The sequence below is a fragment of the Candidatus Phycosocius spiralis genome (assembly GCF_030158815.1).
Classification (GTDB): Bacteria; Pseudomonadota; Alphaproteobacteria; order Caulobacterales; family Aquidulcibacteraceae; genus Aquidulcibacter; species Aquidulcibacter spiralis.
The window spans coordinates 51,882-73,589 of sequence record NZ_BPFZ01000008.1; the positions used below are offsets into that span (position 1 = coordinate 51,882).

Sequence of the window (21,708 nt, forward strand, 5' to 3'; positions counted from 1 at the left end):
AGTGAGGAGACACATCATGCGCACAAATATCGAAATTGACGACGAATTGATGGCCGCCGCTATGGTTGAGGGTGGTTTTTCGACCGAGCAAGAAGCTGTAGAGTCCCCGTTGCGCGAAATGCTGGATCGGCTCAAGCGATGGCGAGGGTTAAGGGCGTTGCGCGGGAAAGTGGAATGGATTGGTGACTTAGACGCGATGCGGCGTGATCCGCCCAAATCGCCATGGTCTTAGTCGATACCAGTGTTCTGATTGATTATTTCAAGGCAGCGGATACCAAAGAGACCGCGCTTCTGGATGCGCTTTTAGACGCTGGCGTTTCGATTTTGATTGGCGATTTGGTTTTGATGGAGCTTCTCCAAGGTGTGCGTAGCGATGAGCAGGTCAGGTTGGTGCTTCAAGAATTGAGTGTCTACCCCACGATTACGATTGGCGGTCCAGAATGCACTATCCAAGCCGCACACCATAATCGGCAATTGCGCGGAATTGGGATCACGCCGCGCAAATGCATCGATACTCTCATTGCAACCCGCTGCATTTTAGAGGATATACCGCTACATTTTAGCGATCGCGACTTTGAGCCTTTTGTGCAGCATTTGGGGTTGGCGCGCGCCACACTTTCTTAAGGGCAAGCCCCTTAAATCCGCAGGTAAAACTATTGATCCTTGCGCCATCTTGGCCCACAAGCATTAGGTGATTCGGGCTTCAAATCAGGCGTAGTACAGGCTAAGATCTAACCCATGGCAGACGGCACCCAAACCCTCGATACCAATCCTTCCGCCGACCTGTTGCCAGGCGAGACCGCCATGCGCAATTTCAACATCAATTTCGGACCCCAACACCCCGCAGCGCACGGCGTTTTGCGCTTGGTCTTGGAGCTAGATGGCGAAATCGTGGAGCGGGTAGACCCCCATATCGGCCTGTTGCATCGGGGTACTGAAAAGCTGATCGAATATAAGACCTATCTTCAAGCCTTGCCCTATTTTGACCGGCTTGATTATGTTGCACCGATGAACCAAGAACACGCGTGGTGTTTGGCGATTGAGCGCTTGGCCAAGATTGACGTGCCGCGCCGCGCGCAATTCATCCGGGTAATTTTCTCTGAAATAGGCCGCATTTTATCGCATCTTCTCAATGTCACCACCCAAGCCATGGATGTGGGCGCGCTGACCCCGCCTCTGTGGGGCTTTGAAGAGCGCGAGAAGCTGATGGGGTTTTATGAGCGTGCGTCGGGCTCACGCATGCATGCGGCTTTTTTCCGCCCCGGTGGTGTACACCAAGACCTGCCCGACGCTTTGGTGGCCGATATCTATGCGTGGTGCGACCCGTTTTTAAAATTGTGCGATGATATCGAGACTTTGTTGACCGATAATCGCATCTTTAAGCAACGCAATGTCGATATTGGGGTCGTCGATCAAAAGACGATTTTGGACTGGGGCTTTTCGGGCGTGATGGTCCGTGGCTCAGGCATCCCTTGGGATTTGCGCCGCAGCCAGCCCTATGAAGTCTATTCGGAACTGAAGTTCAAAGTGCCAGTGGGCAAGAATGGTGATTGCTATGACCGCTATTTGTGCCGCATGGATGAGATGCGCGAAAGTGCTAGCATTATCAAGCAATGTATTGAGATGATGCCCAAGGGCCCCGTTTTGGCCGAGAACACCAAAGTGACCCCGCCGCGCCGTGCCGATATGAAAGGCTCGATGGAAGCTTTGATCCACCACTTCAAGCTTTATACCGAAGGTTTCCATGTGCCTGCGGGTGAGGTTTATGCGGCGGTGGAAGCACCCAAGGGTGAGTTTGGCGTCTATCTGGTCGCCGATGGTACCAATAAGCCATACCGCGCCAAAATCCGCGCCCCGGGCTTTGCCCATTTGGCGGCGATGAGCCATTTGAATAAGGGCCATATGCTGGCCGACGTGTCTGCGATCTTGGGCTCACTCGATATCGTGTTTGGCGAGGTGGATCGGTGATGGCGGAGGAAGAGAAAACCTCGTCAGACTGGCTTTCAATGTTTGACGATCTGACTGGTTTACCCAGGGCGCGTCTAGCGGTTTTTGTCTTTATGCTGTTGTCGGCCATTGCCTTTCTCAGCTCAGTCGCTCTTGCTTTATCCGCCTACGATTTAGCTTTGACATATTTCCCAAGCTTAGGGACAGTTCTGAGTGTAACTCGATTTGGTGCAACCTTCAAAGCAGATCTTGGTGGACTGATCTTGACAGCGCTTGTCTGTTTTTTCTGCGTTCAAACCATACCAGTCATCGGCAAGATTGCAGTCTGGGTTGGCGGCAAAACGAAGATAGTCTCGAAATGACTGCGATCGTTGACAAAAATTACGCCGCCTATGCCGCCAATGACCTTGAAGGCATATTGGCGACTTTGGCCGAGGATTATACGGTTTTGCCATTTGGTGGCGCGCCTTGGGTGACCAGTCGTGAGGGTGCGCGCAAAATCTATGCCCGCCATTTAGTCGATTATCCGATGGCCCGTACGCAAGTTCTGGGCCGGATTGACTTGGGAAAGGTTACGATCAAGCGGGAGCATTCTGAGCCAGCCGAGGGCTCAAAAGCCCCGACCGTTGATGTTATGATGATCTATACCGTTCGCGATGGCTTGATTGCCCGCTGCGAGTCCATCACCCGCGCGGGCGATGAGGAGGCAGCTGTCGGCGTCATTGCCGCACAGCTTGATGCCTATAATGTCCAAGACCTTGATGCCCATGTGGCCTGCTTCGCCGAAGATGTGGTAATTGCAGACTTGAACGGCGCGGAAAATTTGCATGGCATTACTGATTATCGTGCGCGCTATCAAGGTGTGTTTGAGCAATTTCCCGCCAATCACGCGCATTTGGACCAACGCCTGGCGTGCGGCAATGTGGTTGTCGATCATGAGCGTGTGCGCCGCAGCCCAGATAGCGAACCGTTTGAAGTCTTGGCGATTTACACCGTGCGCGATGGAAAGATCGCGCGTGTGGACTTTGTGAAATGATGGACTTGGTCGCAAAGATGGCTGTACTGTTGACTATATCGATTGTTGTATTGGTCGCCAGTTTTCTGCCCCCGTTTAACAACCGCTTCAAACGACTGAAAGGGTATTTCAAGAGCGGTGACGTCGCATTGAAACGTATATTGTATCTTGAGGGCGTGCTCTCCAGCCTTGCTATCGGCGTTGCCTTCTTTGGATTGGCAGCGGCGCAAGCACTTAACAATTCGATATGGTCTTGGGTAGTCGGCTTCACATGCCTCTTTTTGTCAGCAGGTTTATTGGCACTCCGGTACACTGGCCCGCTCTATAAGCTCTTTGCTGAGCTAGAGGATGCTGAAACCAGCGCAAAGAGGTCAAATAAAATTCACTCTTCTAATCAAGGCAGTTAATCATGGCCACACGTCGCCTCGCACCCCCTGAAGTTCAACCCAAGTCGTTTGACTGGTCGGCTGATAGCGCCGAAAAGGTCGCGTTTTGGATGGGCAAGTACCCAGAAGCCCGCAAGCAATCTGCCGTTATCCCGCTTTTATGGCTGGCGCAAAAGCAAGAAGGTTGGGTGAGTGAGCCTGCATTACGTAAGATCGCGCTTGACCTTCGAATGGCCTATATCCGCGTCTATGAAGTTGCGACATTTTACACGATGTTCCACCTCTCGCCCGTAGGCAAACACCATCTCCAAGTTTGTGGCACGACGCCTTGTATGTTGCGCGGCTCTGGTGATTTGATTGAAGTGTGTAAGAGCCGGATTGGCCCCCACCACCATGTGACAGCGGATGGCTTGTTCTCGTGGGAGGAAATGGAATGCATGGGTGCCTGCGCCAACGCCCCTATCGTCGCCATCCATGATTATTATCATGAGGATTTGACTGCCCAGAGCTTCACCGCCCTTATCGATGACCTTGCCGCTGGCAAAGATGTAACCCCAGGTTCTGCCACCGGCCGCATAACCAGCGCACCTGATGGCGGCCCCAATGTCCTAAATGATGAGACCTTGTTTGATGGGCGTTTGGCCAAAAAGATCAAATTGCCCAATCTTCCGCACAAGGCTTGAACCCTCGGGGCGGGCTCTAGTGGCCCGGTCGCCTATTTTCTTGATCCAGCGCCTGTAATTGCATTTGGCAGGCTGGATGAAGCCTTGTAGAAGTCTATGATCGAACGACCCCGTTTAGCTGATCGAGTGTATTATGATTGACGATAAAGACCGCATCTTCCTCAATCTCTATGGCCGCAATGATTGGCGCTTGGAGGGGGCGAAAAAGCGTGGTGCGTGGAATGCGACCAAGGATATGATCGACGCGGGGCGCGATTGGATCATTCAACAGGTCAAGGATTCGGGGTTGCGCGGGCGCGGTGGCGCTGGCTTCCCTACCGGCCTTAAATGGTCCTTCATGCCCAAGGAAGTCAAAGATCGGCCCCATTATCTGGTGGTTAATGCCGACGAGTCAGAGCCTGGAACTTGTAAAGACCGCGACATGATGCGCCACGATCCCCACTTGTTGATCGAAGGCTGCTTGATCGCTTCTTATGCCATGCAGGCGCACACGGCCTATATCTATATTCGCGGCGAATATGTGTTGGAGCGTGAGCATTTAGAAACGGCGATCAAAGAAGCTTATGAAGCCAAACTGATTGGCAAAAATAACGTCCATGGCTGGGACTTTGACCTCTACGTCCACCACGGTGCCGGCGCTTATATTTGTGGCGAAGAAACCGCCCTTCTTGAAAGTCTTGAAGGCAAAAAGGGCCAACCCCGCCTCAAGCCGCCATTCCCCGCAAATACCGGGCTTTATGGCTGCCCGACGACTGTCAATAATGTCGAGTCGATTGCGGTTGTGCCCACGATTTTGCGGCGCGGCGCCCAGTGGTTTGCTGGATTTGGTCGTCCAAATAATACGGGCACCAAGGTTTTTTGCGTATCTGGCCATGTAAATAATCCGTGCAATATCGAAGATGCGATGTCGATCCCGCTCAAATATTTGCTAGAAACCCATTGCGGTGGCGTGCGCGGCGGTTGGTCGAACTTGAAAGCGGTGATCCCCGGTGGCTCTTCGGTGCGGATGATCACCCAAGAAATGGCCGAAGATGCGCTTATGGATTTTGACAGCTTGTCGGCTTTGCAGTCTGGGCTTGGTACTGCGGGCGTGATCGTGATGGACAAATCCACCGATCTGATCAAAGCCATCGCACGGCTTGCTTATTTTTATAAGCACGAAAGCTGTGGCCAATGTACGCCGTGCCGCGAAGGTACTGGTTGGATGTGGCGGGTGCTTGAACGCATGGCTGTTGGCCAGGCAGAGCACCGTGAGATTGATCTGTTATTAGATGTTGCAAGCCAAGTAGAAGGCCACACCATTTGTGCACTAGGTGATGCAGCCGCATGGCCAGTCCAAGGCCTGATTTGGCGCTTCCGGGGTGAGATTGAAGAGCGAATTGACCGTTATCGCTTGGGCAAGCCCCATGTGATGGGTGCCGCTATTGCTGCCGAGTAAGGCGGGATTCTAGGCTAAAGGGGGCTGCTGAACTAAACCCAAGGTTAGCGTTTGCCAAAGTGGGATGGTGACCAAAGCCAAAAGAGTTGTGAGCGTCACAATGCCTGCCATTAAGGGGGCATCGCCATCCAATTCTCGCGCAAGAACGTATGATGCTGGCGTACTGTGCATTGTCGCCGCACCAACGACTAAGACGCTAGCAAAGGGGTTGAGGCCAAAAACGCTGATCACACCCAACATGATCAAGGGTGCCATGACGAGCTTATACGCCGTACTAAGCGCGAGCGGTTGTGGGCGGTTTTTGAGTCCATCTAACCGCAGCGCTGCGACTACACTGATCAATGCGATTGGCATCGCTGCATGCCCAACCCGATCAAGGGCTGGTGCCAAGGGCCAGATGAACTTTGAAAATCGGATCAGATTAGCGGCTAGGTAAATGATACTGGCTAACACAAGCCGGTTACGGATCGCTTAAACGTACCCGCGACCTAGGGTGGGTAGGATATCTTTATCAGCCCATTTGGCCAACACAAACACACGCATCACAATCATCACAATCATCACAATCACAAGGGTCACAATGGGACCATAGGCAAGAACCACAAGTGCCAGTCCTTGCGCGCCATAAAGGGCTGAGGCGGACGCCAGCACAATAAAGCCATTCCAGCGAACACTGCTTTGAAACACGCTGGTAAATGCGGGGCCGTCGTCTTTGAGCCAGACGCGCAAACTCAAACCTCAAAGGCCTGCCAATACAAAACCGATTATAAGACAGAATAAGAATTGGCTGGTATCTGGGCCTGAAAAATCAGCACCCACAATGGTTGGAAACAAAAAGGCTGGATACAGTAAGGTATAGCCAAAGGAATTTACCGACACCCAAGCGCTTGGCTATACAGCCCAAGCCAATCACTAAAACACCGGCAAAATGGTTTTGAGCTTGGAGTTATGAAGATGCACCATAGAGGTCAGTGGTCTTGAGACGGTCCAAAAGTCCTTGCAGAATAAAAGCCGCTGCAGCAGCATCCACCGCTTTTGCACGTTTAGCGCGCGTCATATCCGCCGCAACCATCTGACGCTGAACCGCCGCTGTCGAAAGACGTTCGTCCCACATTAAAACGGGTACATCGCGAATGACCACTAAATTGCGGGCGAATGCTCGCGCCGATTGTGCGGATGGGCCGTGTGAACCATCCATATTGAGGGGGTGGCCAATAACCAAGCCACAAGCACCACGATCATCATAGAGGTCAAAGATCGCTTTTGCATCGGTTGCCATTTTAGCGCGGCGCAACCCCATTGCAGGGCTTGCAATTAGACGCGTCAGATCCGATACCGCCACCCCAATTGTGTTAGTGCCAGGATCGAGACCAATCAACGGACCTTTTTCAGGTATAGCGGCCAGAAAACAATCATAAGCTAGGATCGACATGTTCCGCCATGCATCATGGAATGCAACAAATACTCTATGGAATCAAGTGGAATACGGTTCAAGTCTTAAAGCCTTCGATGGCCCGGGTCAGAAGATCTGAGGCAGTCTCATTCAGGTTGAGGCTGGCATAAGATATGCTTAAGCTCACTTGCACAGGGTGATCGTGGTTCAAACCTGTGTGATCGGTTTGTACGTCAAAGGCCGTACATTCTAGAACAGCAGCGATCCTTGTAGCTGCGATGGTGGCGGCTTCCATGTCCGAGCTCGGAAAGGCCACGCCAAAGGTGCACCCATCCAGACGGGCTGCAATATCTTCCGTACGCACCAAACGCGCGAGCATCGAGCCAGCCTGAGCGATAAGACGCTCCATCGCTTGATCCGAAATGAGCATGTCGTCATGGGCTTTGACCGCCACTTGCGCCACACAGACCGATAAAGGGCGGTCCGTTTCATGTGCTCTCCGGGTTAGGCTTTCTAAATGGTCTGAAAAAAAAGCCGATGAATATAAGCCAGTGCTGGCTTCTATGGCGGCGGGGGAACGTGCGGCTGCAAAGGCAAGATTAAGCGCATCGCGGCTGCGTTTCTCATCAATATAGGTAAGCAAGCGATCACAGGCAGCCACATCATTATCGCCTGCAACCCCATAGTCAGTGGCCCCAAGTTCAATCGCTTCATCTGGGTTATCAAAATCGGGTGAACCCAAAATGAGGCAGGGTAAGTGGAACATACGGGCATTGCGCCGCATTGCCGCACAAAAACTCAATGCAAGTTGACGATCATCTCCAGCTAAGATCACGACTGCATCAAACTCACTATCATGGAGATAATCAAAAGCTGTAAAAGAGGTGAATGCCGCGACATGCTCCGCTCCTAACTCAACCAACACCGCCGAGAATCGTAACAAATCCGGTCCAGGTTGTCCAAAAAGTAAGATACGGGGAATAGTCTTCGCGCTGATCACAGGGGGTAGAGCAGACCCACCGAAGCGGGCTAAGGTATTAAATCGCAGTTTAGCTTCATCAGCCATTACTGCGATGCGTAAAGTTGAACCCAGTCGGGCGGATAAAGCATGGGGGGTGGCCGTAGCGTCTAAAACGCCGTCAAAAGCTTGAGTCTCAAAGTCTGATGATCCATCGCTCCATGCCATAAACAAGCCAGCTCGCGGGCCAAGGGCAGACTTTAAGGATCGAACCAAATCACCTGCGCGTGCGCCATGATCCCCACGTGTATCAATGACTATAGCGGCAGTCTGGCGACGTTCCATATCATCGCCGGCAATAGCAAAGCCGGCTTGTGCCAGCGCTAAACTTGCATCTTCGTCTGCTAATACCAGAATATTTGGCTTTGCCATAAAATACCTTAATGATGATGAGTGCCCAAAATAAGTGCCCAGAATAGGTAAACACAATAAGCCTGCATAGGGTTTAACAAGCTTTTTCGTCTGTACACTACTATAAAGGGAAAAGGAATTGACTTTCACCCCACCTTTCTTGCGAACCTCATTTCGCCATGATTGAGAAACCCGTCGTGATTACCTGCACTGCTTCTGGTACGGGCGCACATTTTGCCTAACTTTTGGCAGAGTTTGATGCCACTATATAAGTTGTGCGCGCAATAAAACTGATGCGATCTTAAGTGCCAGTGATGGTCGGAGATTAAGATGATTGGCGCAATCCTGCGCTAAAATTGGCAAGACTGGTTGCGTGTGGGATAGCTTGGGCATTATGCATCAGGTGTCATGACCGAATCCTTAACTCCAAAGGTGCAACAGCACGAAACGGCGTGCTCGCGTGCTTTAGCGGCAGGCAAAGCGCCTAGCTTTCAGGATATCATCCTAACCCTGTCTGATTATTGGGCTCGGCAGGGTTGCGTGATTCTTCAGCCCTATGACACCGAAGTGGGGGCAGGCACCTTGCACCCGGCCACGACGTTGCGCGCTTTAGGTCCAAAGGAATGGCGCGCCGCTTATGTGCAACCATCGCGGCGCCCAAAAGATGGGCGCTATGGGCAAAACCCCAATCGCTTGGGCCATTATTATCAATATCAAGTCATCTTGAAGCCAAACCCGCCCAATCTTCAGGAGCTTTATCTCTATTCGCTTTATGAAATCGGCATCGATCCCACTTTGCATGATATCCGATTTGTGGAGGATGATTGGGAAAATCCAACCGTTGGGGCGTGGGGCTTGGGCTGGGAGATTTGGTGCGACGGGATGGAAGTGTCCCAATTCACTTATTTCCAACAAGTCGGCGGGCTCGATTGTAAGCCCGTGTCTGGTGAGCTGACCTATGGATTAGAACGTTTGGCCATGTATGTGCAGGGCGTACAAAACGTCTATGACCTTGATTTTAATGGTCAAGGTGTGAGCTATGGCGATGTGTTTTTGGAAAATGAGCGCCAGCAATCGGTGTTTAACTTTGAAGAATCCGATCCCGCGATGCTCAAGCGCTGGTTTGAAGATGCAGAGCGGATGTGTACGCATCTGCGCGAAAAGAATTTAGCCTTGCCCGCCTTTGACTGGGCACTCAAATGCTCCCATTTATTCAATCTCTTGGATGCGCGCGGCGTGGTGTCCCCTACCGAGCGGCAAAGCTATATCGCCCGTGTGCGCGAGCAAGCTAAGGGTTGCGCGGTTTTGTGGGCGCAGAGCCAATCGCCTGCGCAGGAAGTGGCCCACTAGTCATGCCCCAATTCCTGCTCGAGCTTTTCAGTGAAGAAATCCCCGCCCGTATGCAAAAGCGCGCGGCTGAGGATTTGAAGAAATTATTGATGGACGCTTTGTCCAAAGCGGGCTTTTTGCCCACCGATATGGCCAGCTTTAGCGCGCCGCGCCGCTTGGTCGCGGTGGTGGAGGGCTTGCCCGTTCGCACTGCCGATGTGCGCGAAGAGCGTAAAGGCCCAAAGCTTGATGCGCCGCTGCCCGCGATTGAAGGCTTTGTACGCGCGGCAGGTCTAACCAATATCAGCGAAGCACGTGTGGTGTCTGACCCCAAAAAGGGCGATTATTACGTTGCTGACCTTGTTAAGCTTGGCCGCGCGACCGCTGAAGCCTTGACTGAGATTATACCTGATCTGATCCGCAATTTTCCTTGGCCTAAAAGCATGCGCTGGGGCGAGGGTAGCTTGCGTTGGGTGCGGCCGTTGCACCGCATTTTAGCGGTGTTTGATGGCGAAGTGGTTCCTTGTGCAATTGATGGCATTGTGGCCGATCGGATCAGCGAAGGCCATCGCTTTCATGGTACGGGCCCCTTTGCGGTCAAGAATTTTGAGGATTATCAAGACCAGCTCGCCAAAGCCCATGTGGTCTTGGACCGTGAGCACCGCAAAGCTTTGATCAAGGCCGAAGCCCAAACCCTGTGCCAAGCGCGTAATCTTGAGCTGATTGAGGATGAAGTCCTGCTGGAAGAAGTATGCGGCTTGGTGGATGAGCCCCATGTAATCTTGGGCGATATGGACCCATCCTTTTTGGATTTGCCACCTGAAGTTATTCGGCTGACGCTGCGGGTCAATCAAAAATACTTCGTAGTTCGCGACCCCAAAACGGGTGGTCTTGCACCGCATTTCATTGTGGTCTCCAACGTAAAAGCAACCGATGGCGGCAAGCTGATTGCGCTGGGTAATGCGCGCGTTCTTGCCGCGCGGCTCAATGACGCGCGCTATTTCTGGGACTTGGACCGAAAAGTGAGCTTAGAGAGCCGTGTTCCGAAGCTCGACACCTTGGTGTTCCATGAGAAGCTGGGCAGTGTCGGCGATAAAGTGCGCCGCATGATCGAACTCGCTGGCGAAATCGCGCCTTTGGTGGGCGCGGATGTGGCGCAGGCCCAGCATGCGGCCTTACTAGCGAAAGCTGACCTCACAACCGAAATGGTCGGCGAATTCCCTGAACTTCAAGGGGTGATGGGGCGGTATTATCAGCTAAATGAGATTGTCCTCTCCCGTCCTACGGGGGAGGGGGACCCTGCGCAGCAGGGTGGAGGGGGAACGCCCCCCTCAGTCGGCTCCGTCGACAGCTCCCCCGCGCCGCAGGGGAGCACAAACAACCAAGTCATCGCCGACGCCATCCGCGATCATTACAAGCCGGTAGGCCCATCCGACAGCGTCCCGTCAGAGCCCGTCGCCATAGCAGTGGCCTTGGCCGATAAGCTTGACAGCTTGACCGGCTTCTTTGCCATTGGGGAAAAGCCAACTGGTTCTGGCGATCCTTACGCCCTGCGGCGTGCGGCACTGGGGGTGATACGGATTTTGCGTGATCGTTGCATCCACTTTCAACTCACCCATTGGGTGCCTAACCATAGTTTGTTTGACTTTATCCTCGAACGCCTCCGCGTAGCCCTTCGCGACGAGGGTTTTGCTCCCGATGTGCTCGAAGCCGCTTTTGCTATTCCAGATGATGATATCGTGCGAATCGTTGCCCGCGTCGCGGCACTCGCCAAGGTGTTGAAGACTGAAGACGGGGCTAATCTCGTTGCTGGCCTCAAACGCGGGGCCAATATCTTACGCGCGGAAGAGAAAAAGGCCGAATGGTCAAAGGATGTAGCGGTCGATGCAGCGTTGTTGGCGGCTGAGGCAGAGCAGGGGCTTTATCAGGGCTTAGAAGTCGCCAAAGCGGCGGTAACCAAAGCGCTTGGCGCTGATGATTATGATGCGGCGATGGTGGCGCTTGCGAATTTGCGCCAACCCGTGGATGCTTTTTTTGACACCGTGCTAATCAATGATCCTAACCCAGCCATCAGGCTCAATCGGCTTGCTCTATTGGTTGATTTGCAAAATACGAGCGAACAAATCGCTGATTTTTCAAAGCTTGCGGGCTGATTTTTGGCTGTAGGCGCCACGCTGTGGCTGGCGTGCCACGCCGTTCATGAAACCCCCGTTAAGCACAAGTCCACGGCTTGATACTTGACTTGTCTTGCTTAGAAGGGCCCAAGCACACAGCACAGCTGAACACCTTCATGTCAGGGACCTATGGAATGAATAAACTGGTTTATAGTTTCGGAGCAGGCCAGGCAGATGGCGATGCCAGCTTAAAAAATCTGTTGGGCGGCAAAGGTGCAAATCTTGCCGAAATGAATAAAATTGGGTTGCCTGTTCCACCGGGCTTTACGATCACTACAGAAGTTTGCACAGCCTTTTATGCTTTAGGGCAAAAATACCCAGAGGGCTTAGCCGACCAAGTCCGCGTTGCTTTGGCCCAAATTGAGCAAAGTGTCGGCAGAGGATTTGGCGACGAAGCAAATCCACTATTGGTCTCTGTCCGCTCTGGTGCGCGCGCCTCCATGCCGGGCATGATGGACACAGTTTTAAACCTTGGTCTCAATGATGTGACGGTTGAGGGTCTCGCCACCCAATCGGGTAACCGCCGCTTTGCCTTCGATAGCTACCGCCGCTTCATTCAAATGTATTCCCATGTGGTGTTGGAACTTGATCACCACATGTTTGAGGACATTTTGGAGAGCTACAAAGAAGTCCATGACTTCACCATCGATACCGACTTGGAAGCGGGCGATTGGGAAGCCATTGTGCGTGCCTATCAAGATGGGGTTGTTGCCGCATATGGCAAGCCCTTCCCACAAGACGTAAATGATCAGCTTTGGGGTGCGATTGGGGCGGTGTTTCGCTCTTGGAAGAATGATCGTGCGCATTTTTACCGCAAAATGCATGATATTCCTGAAAGCTGGGGTACGGCTGTCAATGTGCAAGCCATGGTATTTGGCAATATGGGCGAAACCTCGGCCACGGGCGTGGCGTTTACCCGCAATCCTTCGACCGGTGAGCGCTTGTTTTACGGCGAGTATCTGATCAATGCACAGGGTGAAGACGTGGTTGCGGGCATCCGTACGCCCAAATCCATCACCAAGGTGCAACGTGAATCCATGGGGGAAGGCGGCCTTTCTTTGCAAGAAGCGCTTCCCGACGTATTCAATCAGCTGGTGGAAGTCTATGGCCAATTGGAAGGCCATTACCGTGATATGCAAGACATTGAATTCACGGTGGAGCGCGGCAAGTTATGGATGCTGCAAACCCGTAATGGCAAACGCACAGCGAAGGCGGCGCTTAAAATCGCCGTCGATATGGTGGATGAAGGCCTGATTACCCAAGACGAAGCCATCATGCGCGTCGATCCCATGGCCCTTGACCAATTGTTGCACCCCACGATTGCCCCGGGGGCCGTGCGTGATTTGATTGCGTCGGGCTTGCCTGCCTCGCCCGGTGCTGCGGTCGGCGAAGTTGTGTTTGATCCCGATGAAGCTGAGCTCATGGCAAAAGCCGGAAAGTCGGTCATTTTGGTGCGCGAAGAAACAAGTCCTGAGGATATCCACGGCATGCACGCCAGCCGCGCGATTGTGACGTCTCGTGGTGGTATGACCAGTCATGCGGCTGTTGTGGCGCGCGGCATGGGTCGTCCTTGCGTTTCAGGGGCAGGTGATATTCGCATTGATGAAGCTGCAGGGCATTTTAAGGCCCGTGGTCGGGTGATTAGAAAAGGCGAGCTGATTTCGGTTGATGGCTCAAAAGGCGAAGTGCTGTTTGGCGCGGTTGAGATGGAGCAACCGGAATTATCTGGCGATTTTGCAGCCTTAATGGTGTGGGCCGATCAGGTGCGCCGCTTAAAAGTACGCGCCAACGCCGAAACGCCCTTGGACGTACGCACCGCGCGCGAATTTGGCGCGGAAGGCATTGGTTTATGTCGGACGGAGCATATGTTTTTTGATGCCAACCGGATTGCCGCTGTACGCGAAATGATCTTATCAGAAACAACGCAGGGCCGGGTTTCGGCCTTGGCCAAGATTTTACCGATGCAACGGCAAGATTTTGTCGAGATTTTCACCATCATGGTGGGTCTACCTTGCACCATCCGCCTGCTGGACCCACCTTTGCATGAATTCTTGCCCCATTCCTTGGAGGATGTGGAGGCTGTGGCGGCTGCAACGGGGCTGGATAAAGCGAAACTTTTAGAGCGGGCCAAGGAACTGCACGAAGTAAACCCCATGTTGGGTCATCGTGGTTGCCGGCTTGGCATTACATTTCCTGAAATTTATGACATGCAGGCGCGCGCGATATTTGAAGCCGCCATCCAAGTCGCCAAAGCCAGTGGTCAAGCTCCAGTACCTGAAATCATGATCCCGCTTATTGCCACGGAAAAAGAGCTGCAAATTCTCAAGGATCGGGTTGATGCTATCGGGCGCGAAGTGATGGCAAAAGTAGGCGTCACCATCGCTTACCAAGTGGGAACCATGATTGAGCTGCCACGCGCAGCGCTAAAAGCCGACGAAATTGCCCGCCAAGCAGATTTTTTCTCTTTTGGCACCAATGATCTCACACAAACTACGTTGGGCATCAGCCGAGATGATTCCAGCCGCTTTATGGGCGCTTATGTCGAGCAAGGGATTTTTGAAAAAGATCCATTTGTGACGCTGGATCAAAGCGGAGTTGGCGATCTTATCAAGATCGCACGCGACCGGGGCCAGGCCACCAATCCTAATCTAAAACTTGGCATTTGCGGCGAACATGGCGGGGATCCTGCCTCGATCCATTTCTGCGAGAAATCGGGTTTAGATTATGTGTCCTGCTCGCCCTACCGCGTCCCCATTGCCCGTCTAGCCGCAGCGCAAGCGGCTTTGAGTAGTTAGGTACGACCCATGGAAGTGCGCACGTTCAGCTTGGAAGCAGGCTTATCGCGGCCTGAAGGGGGGTTCTGAAAGCTTTCCCCAGCGATCACCCCAATCTGTTCTATGATATGAGTGAATGGATTAGGTTTTAAACGATAGCTATAGACGTCTAACCTATTTCTTGCTTTACCAGACATACAAGCACGACAATTCAGACGAGTGGAGGAATGAATGGTTAATAAGATCGAAGCGGGTGAAGCTTTGGAAAGCCAATCATCTTTGTCTGAGAATGAAGCTCATGCCGGTTTGGTCGAGCCACAACGACGCGGGATCGTGCAATCAGCCCTTGTTATCCTGTGCGGCTATTGCGTTTTATCATCAAATTCGGCCAAAGCGCTGACCTTCGATGATGATGATGGCTTTCGCATTGGTGGTTCACCTAATCAGCGATGGCGCATGATCGGCCAGATGCAGGCGCAGCGTACATTGGATCGAGACGCGCTTTATGTGCGGGCAGATCGCGCTTATAGTGCCATTCGGATCAGGGTTTTGAATGCACCGATGGAGTTTTTTAACGTGCAGATCCATTTTCGCAACGGAGGCTCGCGAGAGATCAATGTACGTCAATGGATTGAACGGGGTGGTGCGACACGCATCATCAACCTGCCTGGTGAAAAGCGATTAATCAGCCGAATTGTCTTTTGGTACAAGACCCCACCTCTTGCCGGCCAAAGATCAATGGTACAGGTATGGGCGCGCACTTGATATCAACTGGCCAAACTTGCTGATCTTAGATTGCTAGTTCAATTTCTGGTCTATCCCTTTCAGACTTCCGTCTTGGACTAGGACTGAGTTGGCTTTTTTCGAACAGATCCATTGAGGTGTTGGTTTGGCCTACATGGGCTCTGCGCGTATATAATAATACATAAGGTCTGGGACATTGTGGTGGTGCGCAGTTTGGACGCAAACGCTTCGCACTAAAGACTGACAAATTTTGACTGGTCCTTCGCCCCCGAACCTGTATGAGGTCACTCTGCCAAGCAAGACCACAACCATAGCGGCCACAGTCAAAAAGCTTCGGAAAAAATGTTTGCAACAGTCTTTGAGCGTTCAGCCTCAACACAAAGCAGTCGAGGGCAAGAGAACCAAGCCTATACCAATGGCCCAAGGGACCTTGCAACTGGCTCTAATTGGTCGCCATGGCTACACAGCTAGGGAGACCAAGGACATTTTGATGCATTTTTCAAAACAACAGAAAATCAAGTCTGAATAGAAAGGGCCAGTTCAAAAAAGATTGCTTACTCAATTTCAATTCTTTCATGATCAAAACTGGGGCTGTAAAGTGCGGCAACAGAGTTCGCTCGACAGGCACGGCAGCGGGCTTGATTCAAATAGCCCTTATCGGTGATTTCGCCCACTTCTAAACTAGGCGGAGTGGACAAGAGGATGAGTTTTGTCACCCGGCGGGTTTGGGGTTGGCCTTTTCCCGCATCAATCATAGCTTTTTTGGCGCTAGATCGGACAGTGGCATGCCAAATCAAACTCGGAAGATCATCCTCTAGGCCTGATAAGGCGCGGGCTTTATCAAGATTGACAAATGCTAAGGCCGAAACTTCTTTTTGCCCTTCACCACAGATGACAACATCGCTGAACAGACCTTTGGAGGCTTGCACCAAAGCAGGCCTGACCAAGCCTGCAGGGACAAAGCTGCCATTGGCCAATTTAAACTCTTCCGACAAGCGCCCGTCAAAGACCAGGCCCAAATGGGGCTGAAGCGGGTCTACAAAGGCCAAAGCATCGCCAAGCTTGTAAAATGCTTCCTCGTCAAAGACGTCCTTGGTTTTGTCCGGCGCATTCAAATAGCCTGGTGTGATACCGGGGCCGCGCACGCGGGCTTCCCATTTTGTGCCATGGGGTACCAATTTAAGCTCTAACCCCGGCACAGGCAAACCGACCAAGCCCATCACATCATTGGGCCAATGGACATTACAGACAGTGGGTGCAGTTTCAGTTGCACCATAACCTGCGGCGAGCGTAATTTCTTCGCCCGTGATCCTTAGTGCCACTTCTTGCAAACGCCGGTAGACATCTTGGGTCAGCGCCGCGCCGCCATATTGCATGATCACCAATCGCGAGAATAAGGCGCTTGCAAGTTCTTCATCGCGCTCAAGAGCACTGGCCAATAGCGACCAGCCCAAAGGAACGGTGAGGTGATAATTGGGCTTAACATGCTTGATGGTGGCGATACTGGCGTCCAGACCTTGCGCGGTCGGCGTTCCCGGATCAATCCACAAACTGCCGCCAGCGTGAAGGAGCATATGCAAAACCGCATTGCCGCCTAAAGAATGGCTCCATGGCAAGTGATTGGCCATCATAATCCCATCTGGCCAAATCTGAGCTTCAAGGTCGGGGTCAAAGGTTGAGCGTATCTGGGCGGCATTCATCGCCAGATTTTGGTGCGTAACGGTGACGGCTTTGGGGGTGCCGGTAGAGCCAGAAGTTAGAAGGTATTTGCACGCATCTTGGGGGTCTAAATCCTGCCAAGCTGGGGCGTCGTCTGGATCACCAAACAATTTGTCTAAACTCAATTCATCATAGGTGCCAAATCCATCGCCGGGGGAGAGGACCCGCACGCCTATTTCTTCGGCCCAAAGGGCTGGTGTGGCAAAGTGATGACTCTCCATAAAGACAGCCTGCGCACCCAGTGTTTGAAGCGCTTCATGCAAGCGGCGTGGATCGCGGGCTTTGATAGCATAGGCTGGGGTAATAGGGGCGATCGCAAGGCCAGCCAAGGGGGCTGCATAGGTCAGAAGGGCGTGGCTTATAGAATTGCCTGATGCGACAGCGATAACGCTGCCACGCGGGAAAGTGCTATAGAGTCCGGCGGCTAAGGCGCTAACCATCCGCCAACCGTCCCTAAAGTTTAATGTTCGCCAAGCGCCACCCTCAAAGCCTGCTAGCCATACCCTTTGGGGCTGATGATCCGCCCAATGGGCCAAAGGTTCAACGACATTGGCAAAGGCCGGTCGCAAGGGATGGGGGTTGGTTAGAATGAGGCTTCCATCAGCGCGGCGGAGGCAATTCACACGGGCCGAAGTCACATAAGGGGCAAGACGCATGGGTAGAGATTAAACCAGTCTATTCCGCTTTGCACAGGGGATAGACTGCATCGATTTCTAATTGCTAGCTTTGGACAGCCTATTTTTCGGAGGTTTTAGCGGGCTTTACATGACCCTCACGCAGTGGCCTTATCGCGAATGGGCGGTTCATGTCTTTTCGTGACACCCAGCCACCATTGGGTTCGAGCCATTTGGGAGCGCTACGACTTTGGCGTGTGAAAGTTTTTTTGGGTTCTGGGATGATGACCATAAAAGAGCGCGTATCAGGGGAATGCTCAAACTGGCGTTGATAAAATTGTTTGGCAGGGCTAGGTTCGCTGTTTGGCGTCAAATCCACCTCAACGGTTGGGATTGAAGCTGCGTTGAAAACCCCAGATACTAAAAGTGTAAAGATCAACATGGCGGCTACGTTCCCCAGCATGGGTTGCATTGAGGAATTAATAAACAGCGCTGTTAAAAAGGTCGAGTGAAACTCTTGTAACATTCGCTTGCCGAAGTGCGATTGCACCTAAGGGCTTAATCTAGCCCACTTTGCGCACAAAAACCGATCCCGCCGAATAACCCGCTCCGAAAGAGCAGATCAGGCCCGTGTCACCGGATTTTAAATCGTCGCAATTCTTGTGAAAAGCAATGATGGAGCCAGCGGATGATGTGTTGGCATAAGTATCAAGCACGGTTGGGCTTTCATCCTCGCTGGCTTCGTGACTCAAGACTTTGCCTGCGATAAGGCGGTTCATATTGGCATTGGCCTGATGTAGCCATAGGCGGCGCAAATCGGTGGCTTCAAGACCTAGAGATTCCATATGCTCAAGGATCAAGGCCGCAACCATGGGTACCACTTCTTTGAACACTTTACGTCCCTCTTGGACAAAGAGCTTATCTTTCGCCCCAATACCTTCTGGGGCAGTATGGTTTAAAAACCCGAAATTATTGCGTATATTGTTGGAAAATTGGGTTTTGAGTTTGGTCCCCAAAATCTCCCAATGGGGTTGATTTGCGACCCTATCTTCGGCCTCGATCAATACGGCGGTGCCAACATCACCAAAGATGAAGTGACTATCGCGATCCTTGAAGTTTAAATGCCCAGAACAAATCTCAGGGTTAACCACCAAGACACTGCTGGCATGACCAGCGCGGACAAAATCGGCCGCTGTCTGAATACCAAAGGTTGCTGAGGAGCAGGCGACATTCATATCAAAGGCAAAGCCTTCAGGGTTGCAGCCCAAGGCTGCTTGGACTTCAATCGCTATTGCTGGATAGGCGCGCTGCATGTTTGAGGCGGCACAAATAACCGCATCGACTTGGGCTGGATCGCGACCTGCCTGCTCCAGCGCCTGACGGGCCGCCCGTACTGCCAATTCTGCGAGGATGGAGAGTTCATCGTTGGGTCGTTCTGGAATACGCGGTGCCATGATGGCGGGATCCAAAATGCCGGCCTTATCCACGACAAAGCGCGCCTTGATGCCTGATGCTTTCTCAATGAATTCGACCGAGGAGGGAGTCAGCGCCAGAACTTCGCCCGCTTCAATGGCACCGGCATGCTCAGCGTTATAGAGTTCAACATAAAGGTTGAAGCTTGCGACCAATTCTTCATTGGTGATCGAATGTGGCGGCGTATAAAGACCAGTGGCGGAGATAACAGGTGTATAGTGGGCTCTCACCAGCATATTCCCTTGAAGATATAAGTATACCGCTCTGCTTTAAGAGCGAATACTTTGGCTTTCTTAGACCGTGCGGCTTTGTCCGTCGAGGCTGGGCGGCAGACCAAGTGTAATTGCACCCTTTAGGCGCACTCTTGAGTTAAACTAATGGGAAGCTGTGTTAGCCATAGCTCAAACTGTGTTAAATGGAGAAAAATATGGATATTTTTGGGGATGATCGCTCGGGCAATTGCTTGAAAGTCCGCTGGGCTGCGCAGCATTTGAACTTGTCCTATCGGTGGCATGAGGTCTTGGCGCTTACGGGCGCTACGGCCACGCCGGAGTTTTTGTCCCTCAATCCTCTTGGTCAGGTCCCCGTGGTCCGTTTCAAGGATGGCCGCACGCTCGCCCAGTCCAATGCCATCATCCTTTATCTGGCCGAAGGGTCGCCCCTGATACCGGCAGACGCCTTTGACCGGGCTAAAATGTATGAGTGGATGTTTTGGGAGCAATATAGCCATGAGCCCATCATTGCGGTCCGGCGGGCAAAAGTGCATTTATTGGGGCAGACTGAAGATGCAATTGACCCAAATCTTCTGCCGCGAGGAGAAGTGATTCTTGGGCAAATGGACGCGCATTTGCATGGCAGGGACTGGTTTGTAGGCAAGGCCTTCTCTTTGGCTGATTTGGCGCTTTTGCCCTATACGCGATTTTCCCATCAAGGCGGGTTTGAAATTGGACGTTTTCGCGATGTTCTTGCCTGGATCGCGCGATGTGAGGCGTTGTTGGAATTGCCACCACTGTGAGCCCTTACCGCTGCGAAAACTTGTCATCATGGCTTTGTCCCGCTAACCCTATACCCCAGCTCTCACGCGACCCGCAGCGTGATAAATCCTTGGAACCCATCCATGCAAGACATTCTTGAAGCCCTGAAAGCCAAGCGCGACATGGCCTATGCCGGGGGCGGGCAAAAACGCGTTGATGCCCAACATGGCAAGGGTAAACTCACCGCACGCGAACGCATTGAAATCCTGCTCGATGAAGGCAGTTTTGAAGAGTTTGACATGTTTGTTGAGCATCGCTGCGCCGAGTTTGGGATGGAAAACCAAAAAATTCCAGGCGATGGCGTGGTTACAGGTCAAGGCACGATCAATGGCCGCTTGGTTTATGTTTTTTCAAAAGATTTTACCGTTTTTGGCGGTTCCTTATCTTTGACCCACGCTGGGAAAATCGTCAAAGTTCAACAAATGGCCGCGCGCAATGGCGCACCCGTGATTGGCTTATTTGATGCTGGTGGGGCGCGGATCCAAGAAGGTGTTGATTCACTCGCTGGCTATGCCGACATTTTTATGGAGAATGTGCTCTCTTCTGGTGTGATCCCCCAAATCAGTGTGATCATGGGACCATGTGCGGGAGGCGATGTTTATTCGCCTGCTTTGACCGACTTCATCTTCATGGTGAAGGATACGAGCTATATGTTCGTAACAGGGCCTGATGTGGTCCGCACCGTGACTAATGAAGTGGTCACCGCCGAAGAATTAGGCGGGGCGAGTGTTCATAGCACCAAGTCTGGCGTGATTGACGGCAGCTTTGACAATGATTTTGACACCTTATTTCAGATGCGCCGACTGATTGATTTTCTGCCTCTGTCCAATCGGGAAAAGCCTCCGGTGCGTCCAACTGGTGATGATGCTGAGCGGGTGGATATGAGCCTTGATAGCTTGGTGCCTGCCAATCCTAACAAGCCTTATGATATGAAGGAATTAATCGAAAAAGTTGTCGATGAGGGCGATTATTTCGAGATTGGCCGTGATTTTGGCAAAAATATCATCACTGCTTTCGCCCGAATGGAAGGCTCAACCATTGGCGTGGTCGCCAATCAACCCACCAGTCTGGCCGGGGTGTTAGATAGTGACGCTAGCCGTAAAGCCGCGCGCTTTGTGCGCTTTTGTGATTGTTTCAACATTCCGATTATGACTTTTGTTGACGTGCCAGGCTTCATGCCTGGCACCAAGCAGGAATATGGCGGCCTGATTAAGCATGGGGCCAAGCTGTTGTTTGCCTTTGCAGAAGCCACTGTTCCCAAAGTCACGGTCATAACGCGTAAAGCCTATGGCGGGGCCTATGATGTGATGAGCTCCAAGCATTTACGCGGCGACATCAATTATGCGTGGCCAACCGCAGAGATTGCAGTGATGGGGGCAAAAGGGGCGGTTGAGATCATCTTCCGCGCCGACATGAAAGACCCAGAAGCGATTGCCGCCAGAACGGCTGAATATCAAGACCGCTTTGCCAATCCGTTTGTGGCAGCTCAACGCGGCTATATTGACGATGTGATCATGCCGCACTCCACGCGTCGGCGCATCGCCAAGGCGCTTCGTGCCCTCAAGCACAAGAAGCTAGAAAACCCGTGGAAGAAGCACGACAATATCCCGCTATAG

General features: G+C 52.4%; 22 protein-coding genes. 14 read left to right on the forward strand and 8 right to left on the reverse strand.

The features are described from left to right. Positions 1-16: 16 nt before the first annotated feature. From PsB1_RS07340 to nuoF, 8 genes are all read left to right on the forward strand, one after another. A complete protein-coding gene (locus tag PsB1_RS07340) occupies positions 17-232 on the forward strand; it encodes a type II toxin-antitoxin system VapB family antitoxin (RefSeq protein WP_284360122.1) in 216 nt (71 codons plus the stop codon). Beyond that, positions 223-624 (forward strand): type II toxin-antitoxin system VapC family toxin, encoded by a 402-nt coding sequence (gene vapC, locus PsB1_RS07345; protein ID WP_284360124.1) that lies wholly within the window; start codon positions 223-225, stop codon positions 622-624. The genes PsB1_RS07340 and vapC overlap by 10 nt, the downstream gene beginning before the upstream one ends. 114 nt (positions 625-738) lie before the next feature. After that, the gene (locus PsB1_RS07350; protein WP_284360125.1) at positions 739-1,968 is read left to right on the forward strand and encodes an NADH-quinone oxidoreductase subunit D; all 1,230 of its coding nucleotides are present in this window, start codon (positions 739-741) and stop codon (positions 1,966-1,968) included. Beyond that, positions 1,968-2,309, forward strand: a complete 342-nt coding sequence (locus PsB1_RS07355) for a hypothetical protein (RefSeq protein ID WP_284360126.1) — start codon at positions 1,968-1,970, stop codon at positions 2,307-2,309. The genes PsB1_RS07350 and PsB1_RS07355 overlap by 1 nt, the downstream gene beginning before the upstream one ends. Next, the gene (locus tag PsB1_RS07360; protein ID WP_284360129.1) at positions 2,306-2,983 is read left to right on the forward strand and encodes a nuclear transport factor 2 family protein; all 678 of its coding nucleotides are present in this window, start codon (positions 2,306-2,308) and stop codon (positions 2,981-2,983) included. The genes PsB1_RS07355 and PsB1_RS07360 overlap by 4 nt, the downstream gene beginning before the upstream one ends. After that, the gene (locus tag PsB1_RS07365; RefSeq protein ID WP_284360131.1) at positions 2,980-3,369 is read left to right on the forward strand and encodes a hypothetical protein; all 390 of its coding nucleotides are present in this window, start codon (positions 2,980-2,982) and stop codon (positions 3,367-3,369) included. Before PsB1_RS07360 ends, PsB1_RS07365 begins: the two co-directional genes overlap by 4 nt. A gap of 2 nt (positions 3,370-3,371) precedes the next feature. After that, positions 3,372-4,031: an NADH-quinone oxidoreductase subunit NuoE gene (gene nuoE, locus PsB1_RS07370; RefSeq protein ID WP_284360132.1), complete on the forward strand. Its 660-nt coding sequence runs from the start codon at positions 3,372-3,374 to the stop codon at positions 4,029-4,031. A gap of 133 nt (positions 4,032-4,164) precedes the next feature. Further along, positions 4,165-5,469, forward strand: a complete 1,305-nt coding sequence (nuoF, locus tag PsB1_RS07375; protein ID WP_284360133.1) for an NADH-quinone oxidoreductase subunit NuoF — start codon at positions 4,165-4,167, stop codon at positions 5,467-5,469. A 9-nt stretch (positions 5,470-5,478) separates the two neighbouring features. Here the strand turns inward: nuoF and PsB1_RS07380 are convergent, their stop codons facing one another. The 5 genes from PsB1_RS07380 to PsB1_RS07400 form a co-directional block, all read right to left on the reverse strand. Then, the gene (locus tag PsB1_RS07380; protein ID WP_284360217.1) at positions 5,479-5,937 is read right to left on the reverse strand and encodes an AEC family transporter; all 459 of its coding nucleotides are present in this window, start codon (positions 5,935-5,937) and stop codon (positions 5,479-5,481) included. A 3-nt stretch (positions 5,938-5,940) separates the two neighbouring features. After that, on the reverse strand, positions 5,941-6,204 hold the full coding sequence (locus PsB1_RS07385) for a hypothetical protein (protein ID WP_284360134.1): 264 nt from the start codon (positions 6,202-6,204) through the stop codon (positions 5,941-5,943). A 3-nt stretch (positions 6,205-6,207) separates the two neighbouring features. Next, the gene (locus PsB1_RS07390) at positions 6,208-6,348 is read right to left on the reverse strand and encodes a hypothetical protein (protein WP_284360136.1); all 141 of its coding nucleotides are present in this window, start codon (positions 6,346-6,348) and stop codon (positions 6,208-6,210) included. Between the two features lie 67 nt (positions 6,349-6,415). Continuing rightward, complete coding sequence (gene ruvX, locus PsB1_RS07395; protein ID WP_284360138.1) at positions 6,416-6,901, reverse strand: Holliday junction resolvase RuvX; 486 nt, start codon at positions 6,899-6,901, stop codon at positions 6,416-6,418. A gap of 58 nt (positions 6,902-6,959) precedes the next feature. Further along, positions 6,960-8,252: a diguanylate cyclase domain-containing protein gene (locus PsB1_RS07400; protein ID WP_284360140.1), complete on the reverse strand. Its 1,293-nt coding sequence runs from the start codon at positions 8,250-8,252 to the stop codon at positions 6,960-6,962. Between the two features lie 387 nt (positions 8,253-8,639). On the opposite strand from PsB1_RS07400, the gene PsB1_RS07405 reads away from it, so the two are divergent. From PsB1_RS07405 to PsB1_RS07420, 4 genes are all read left to right on the forward strand, one after another. Next, positions 8,640-9,581 carry a glycine--tRNA ligase subunit alpha gene (locus PsB1_RS07405; protein WP_284360141.1) on the forward strand — a complete coding sequence of 314 codons (942 nt, stop codon included), beginning with the start codon at positions 8,640-8,642 and terminating at the stop codon, positions 9,579-9,581. A 2-nt stretch (positions 9,582-9,583) separates the two neighbouring features. After that, complete coding sequence (gene glyS, locus PsB1_RS07410) at positions 9,584-11,713, forward strand: glycine--tRNA ligase subunit beta (RefSeq protein WP_284360142.1); 2,130 nt, start codon at positions 9,584-9,586, stop codon at positions 11,711-11,713. Positions 11,714-11,868: 155 nt separating this feature from the next. Continuing rightward, positions 11,869-14,529, forward strand: a complete 2,661-nt coding sequence (ppdK, locus tag PsB1_RS07415; RefSeq protein WP_284360143.1) for a pyruvate, phosphate dikinase — start codon at positions 11,869-11,871, stop codon at positions 14,527-14,529. A 210-nt stretch (positions 14,530-14,739) separates the two neighbouring features. Beyond that, complete coding sequence (locus PsB1_RS07420) at positions 14,740-15,273, forward strand: DUF2541 family protein (RefSeq protein ID WP_284360145.1); 534 nt, start codon at positions 14,740-14,742, stop codon at positions 15,271-15,273. A 533-nt stretch (positions 15,274-15,806) separates the two neighbouring features. On the opposite strand, the gene PsB1_RS07425 is transcribed toward PsB1_RS07420, so the two are convergent. The 3 genes from PsB1_RS07425 to PsB1_RS07435 form a co-directional block, all read right to left on the reverse strand. After that, positions 15,807-17,627 (reverse strand): AMP-binding protein, encoded by a 1,821-nt coding sequence (locus tag PsB1_RS07425; protein WP_284360146.1) that lies wholly within the window; start codon positions 17,625-17,627, stop codon positions 15,807-15,809. 79 nt (positions 17,628-17,706) lie between these two features. Beyond that, on the reverse strand, positions 17,707-18,027 hold the full coding sequence (locus PsB1_RS07430) for a hypothetical protein (RefSeq protein WP_284360147.1): 321 nt from the start codon (positions 18,025-18,027) through the stop codon (positions 17,707-17,709). 121 nt (positions 18,028-18,148) lie between these two features. After that, positions 18,149-19,294, reverse strand: coding sequence for a beta-ketoacyl-ACP synthase III (locus PsB1_RS07435; protein WP_284360150.1), 1,146 nt, complete (start codon positions 19,292-19,294; stop codon positions 18,149-18,151). Positions 19,295-19,485: 191 nt separating this feature from the next. Between PsB1_RS07435 and PsB1_RS07440 the strand changes: the two genes are divergently transcribed. Together PsB1_RS07440 and PsB1_RS07445 are read left to right on the forward strand one after the other, a co-directional pair. After that, positions 19,486-20,073 carry a glutathione S-transferase family protein gene (locus PsB1_RS07440; RefSeq protein WP_284360153.1) on the forward strand — a complete coding sequence of 196 codons (588 nt, stop codon included), beginning with the start codon at positions 19,486-19,488 and terminating at the stop codon, positions 20,071-20,073. Positions 20,074-20,175: 102 nt separating this feature from the next. Then, entirely contained in the window at positions 20,176-21,708 is a 1,533-nt protein-coding gene (locus tag PsB1_RS07445; RefSeq protein ID WP_284360154.1) for an acyl-CoA carboxylase subunit beta, read from the forward strand.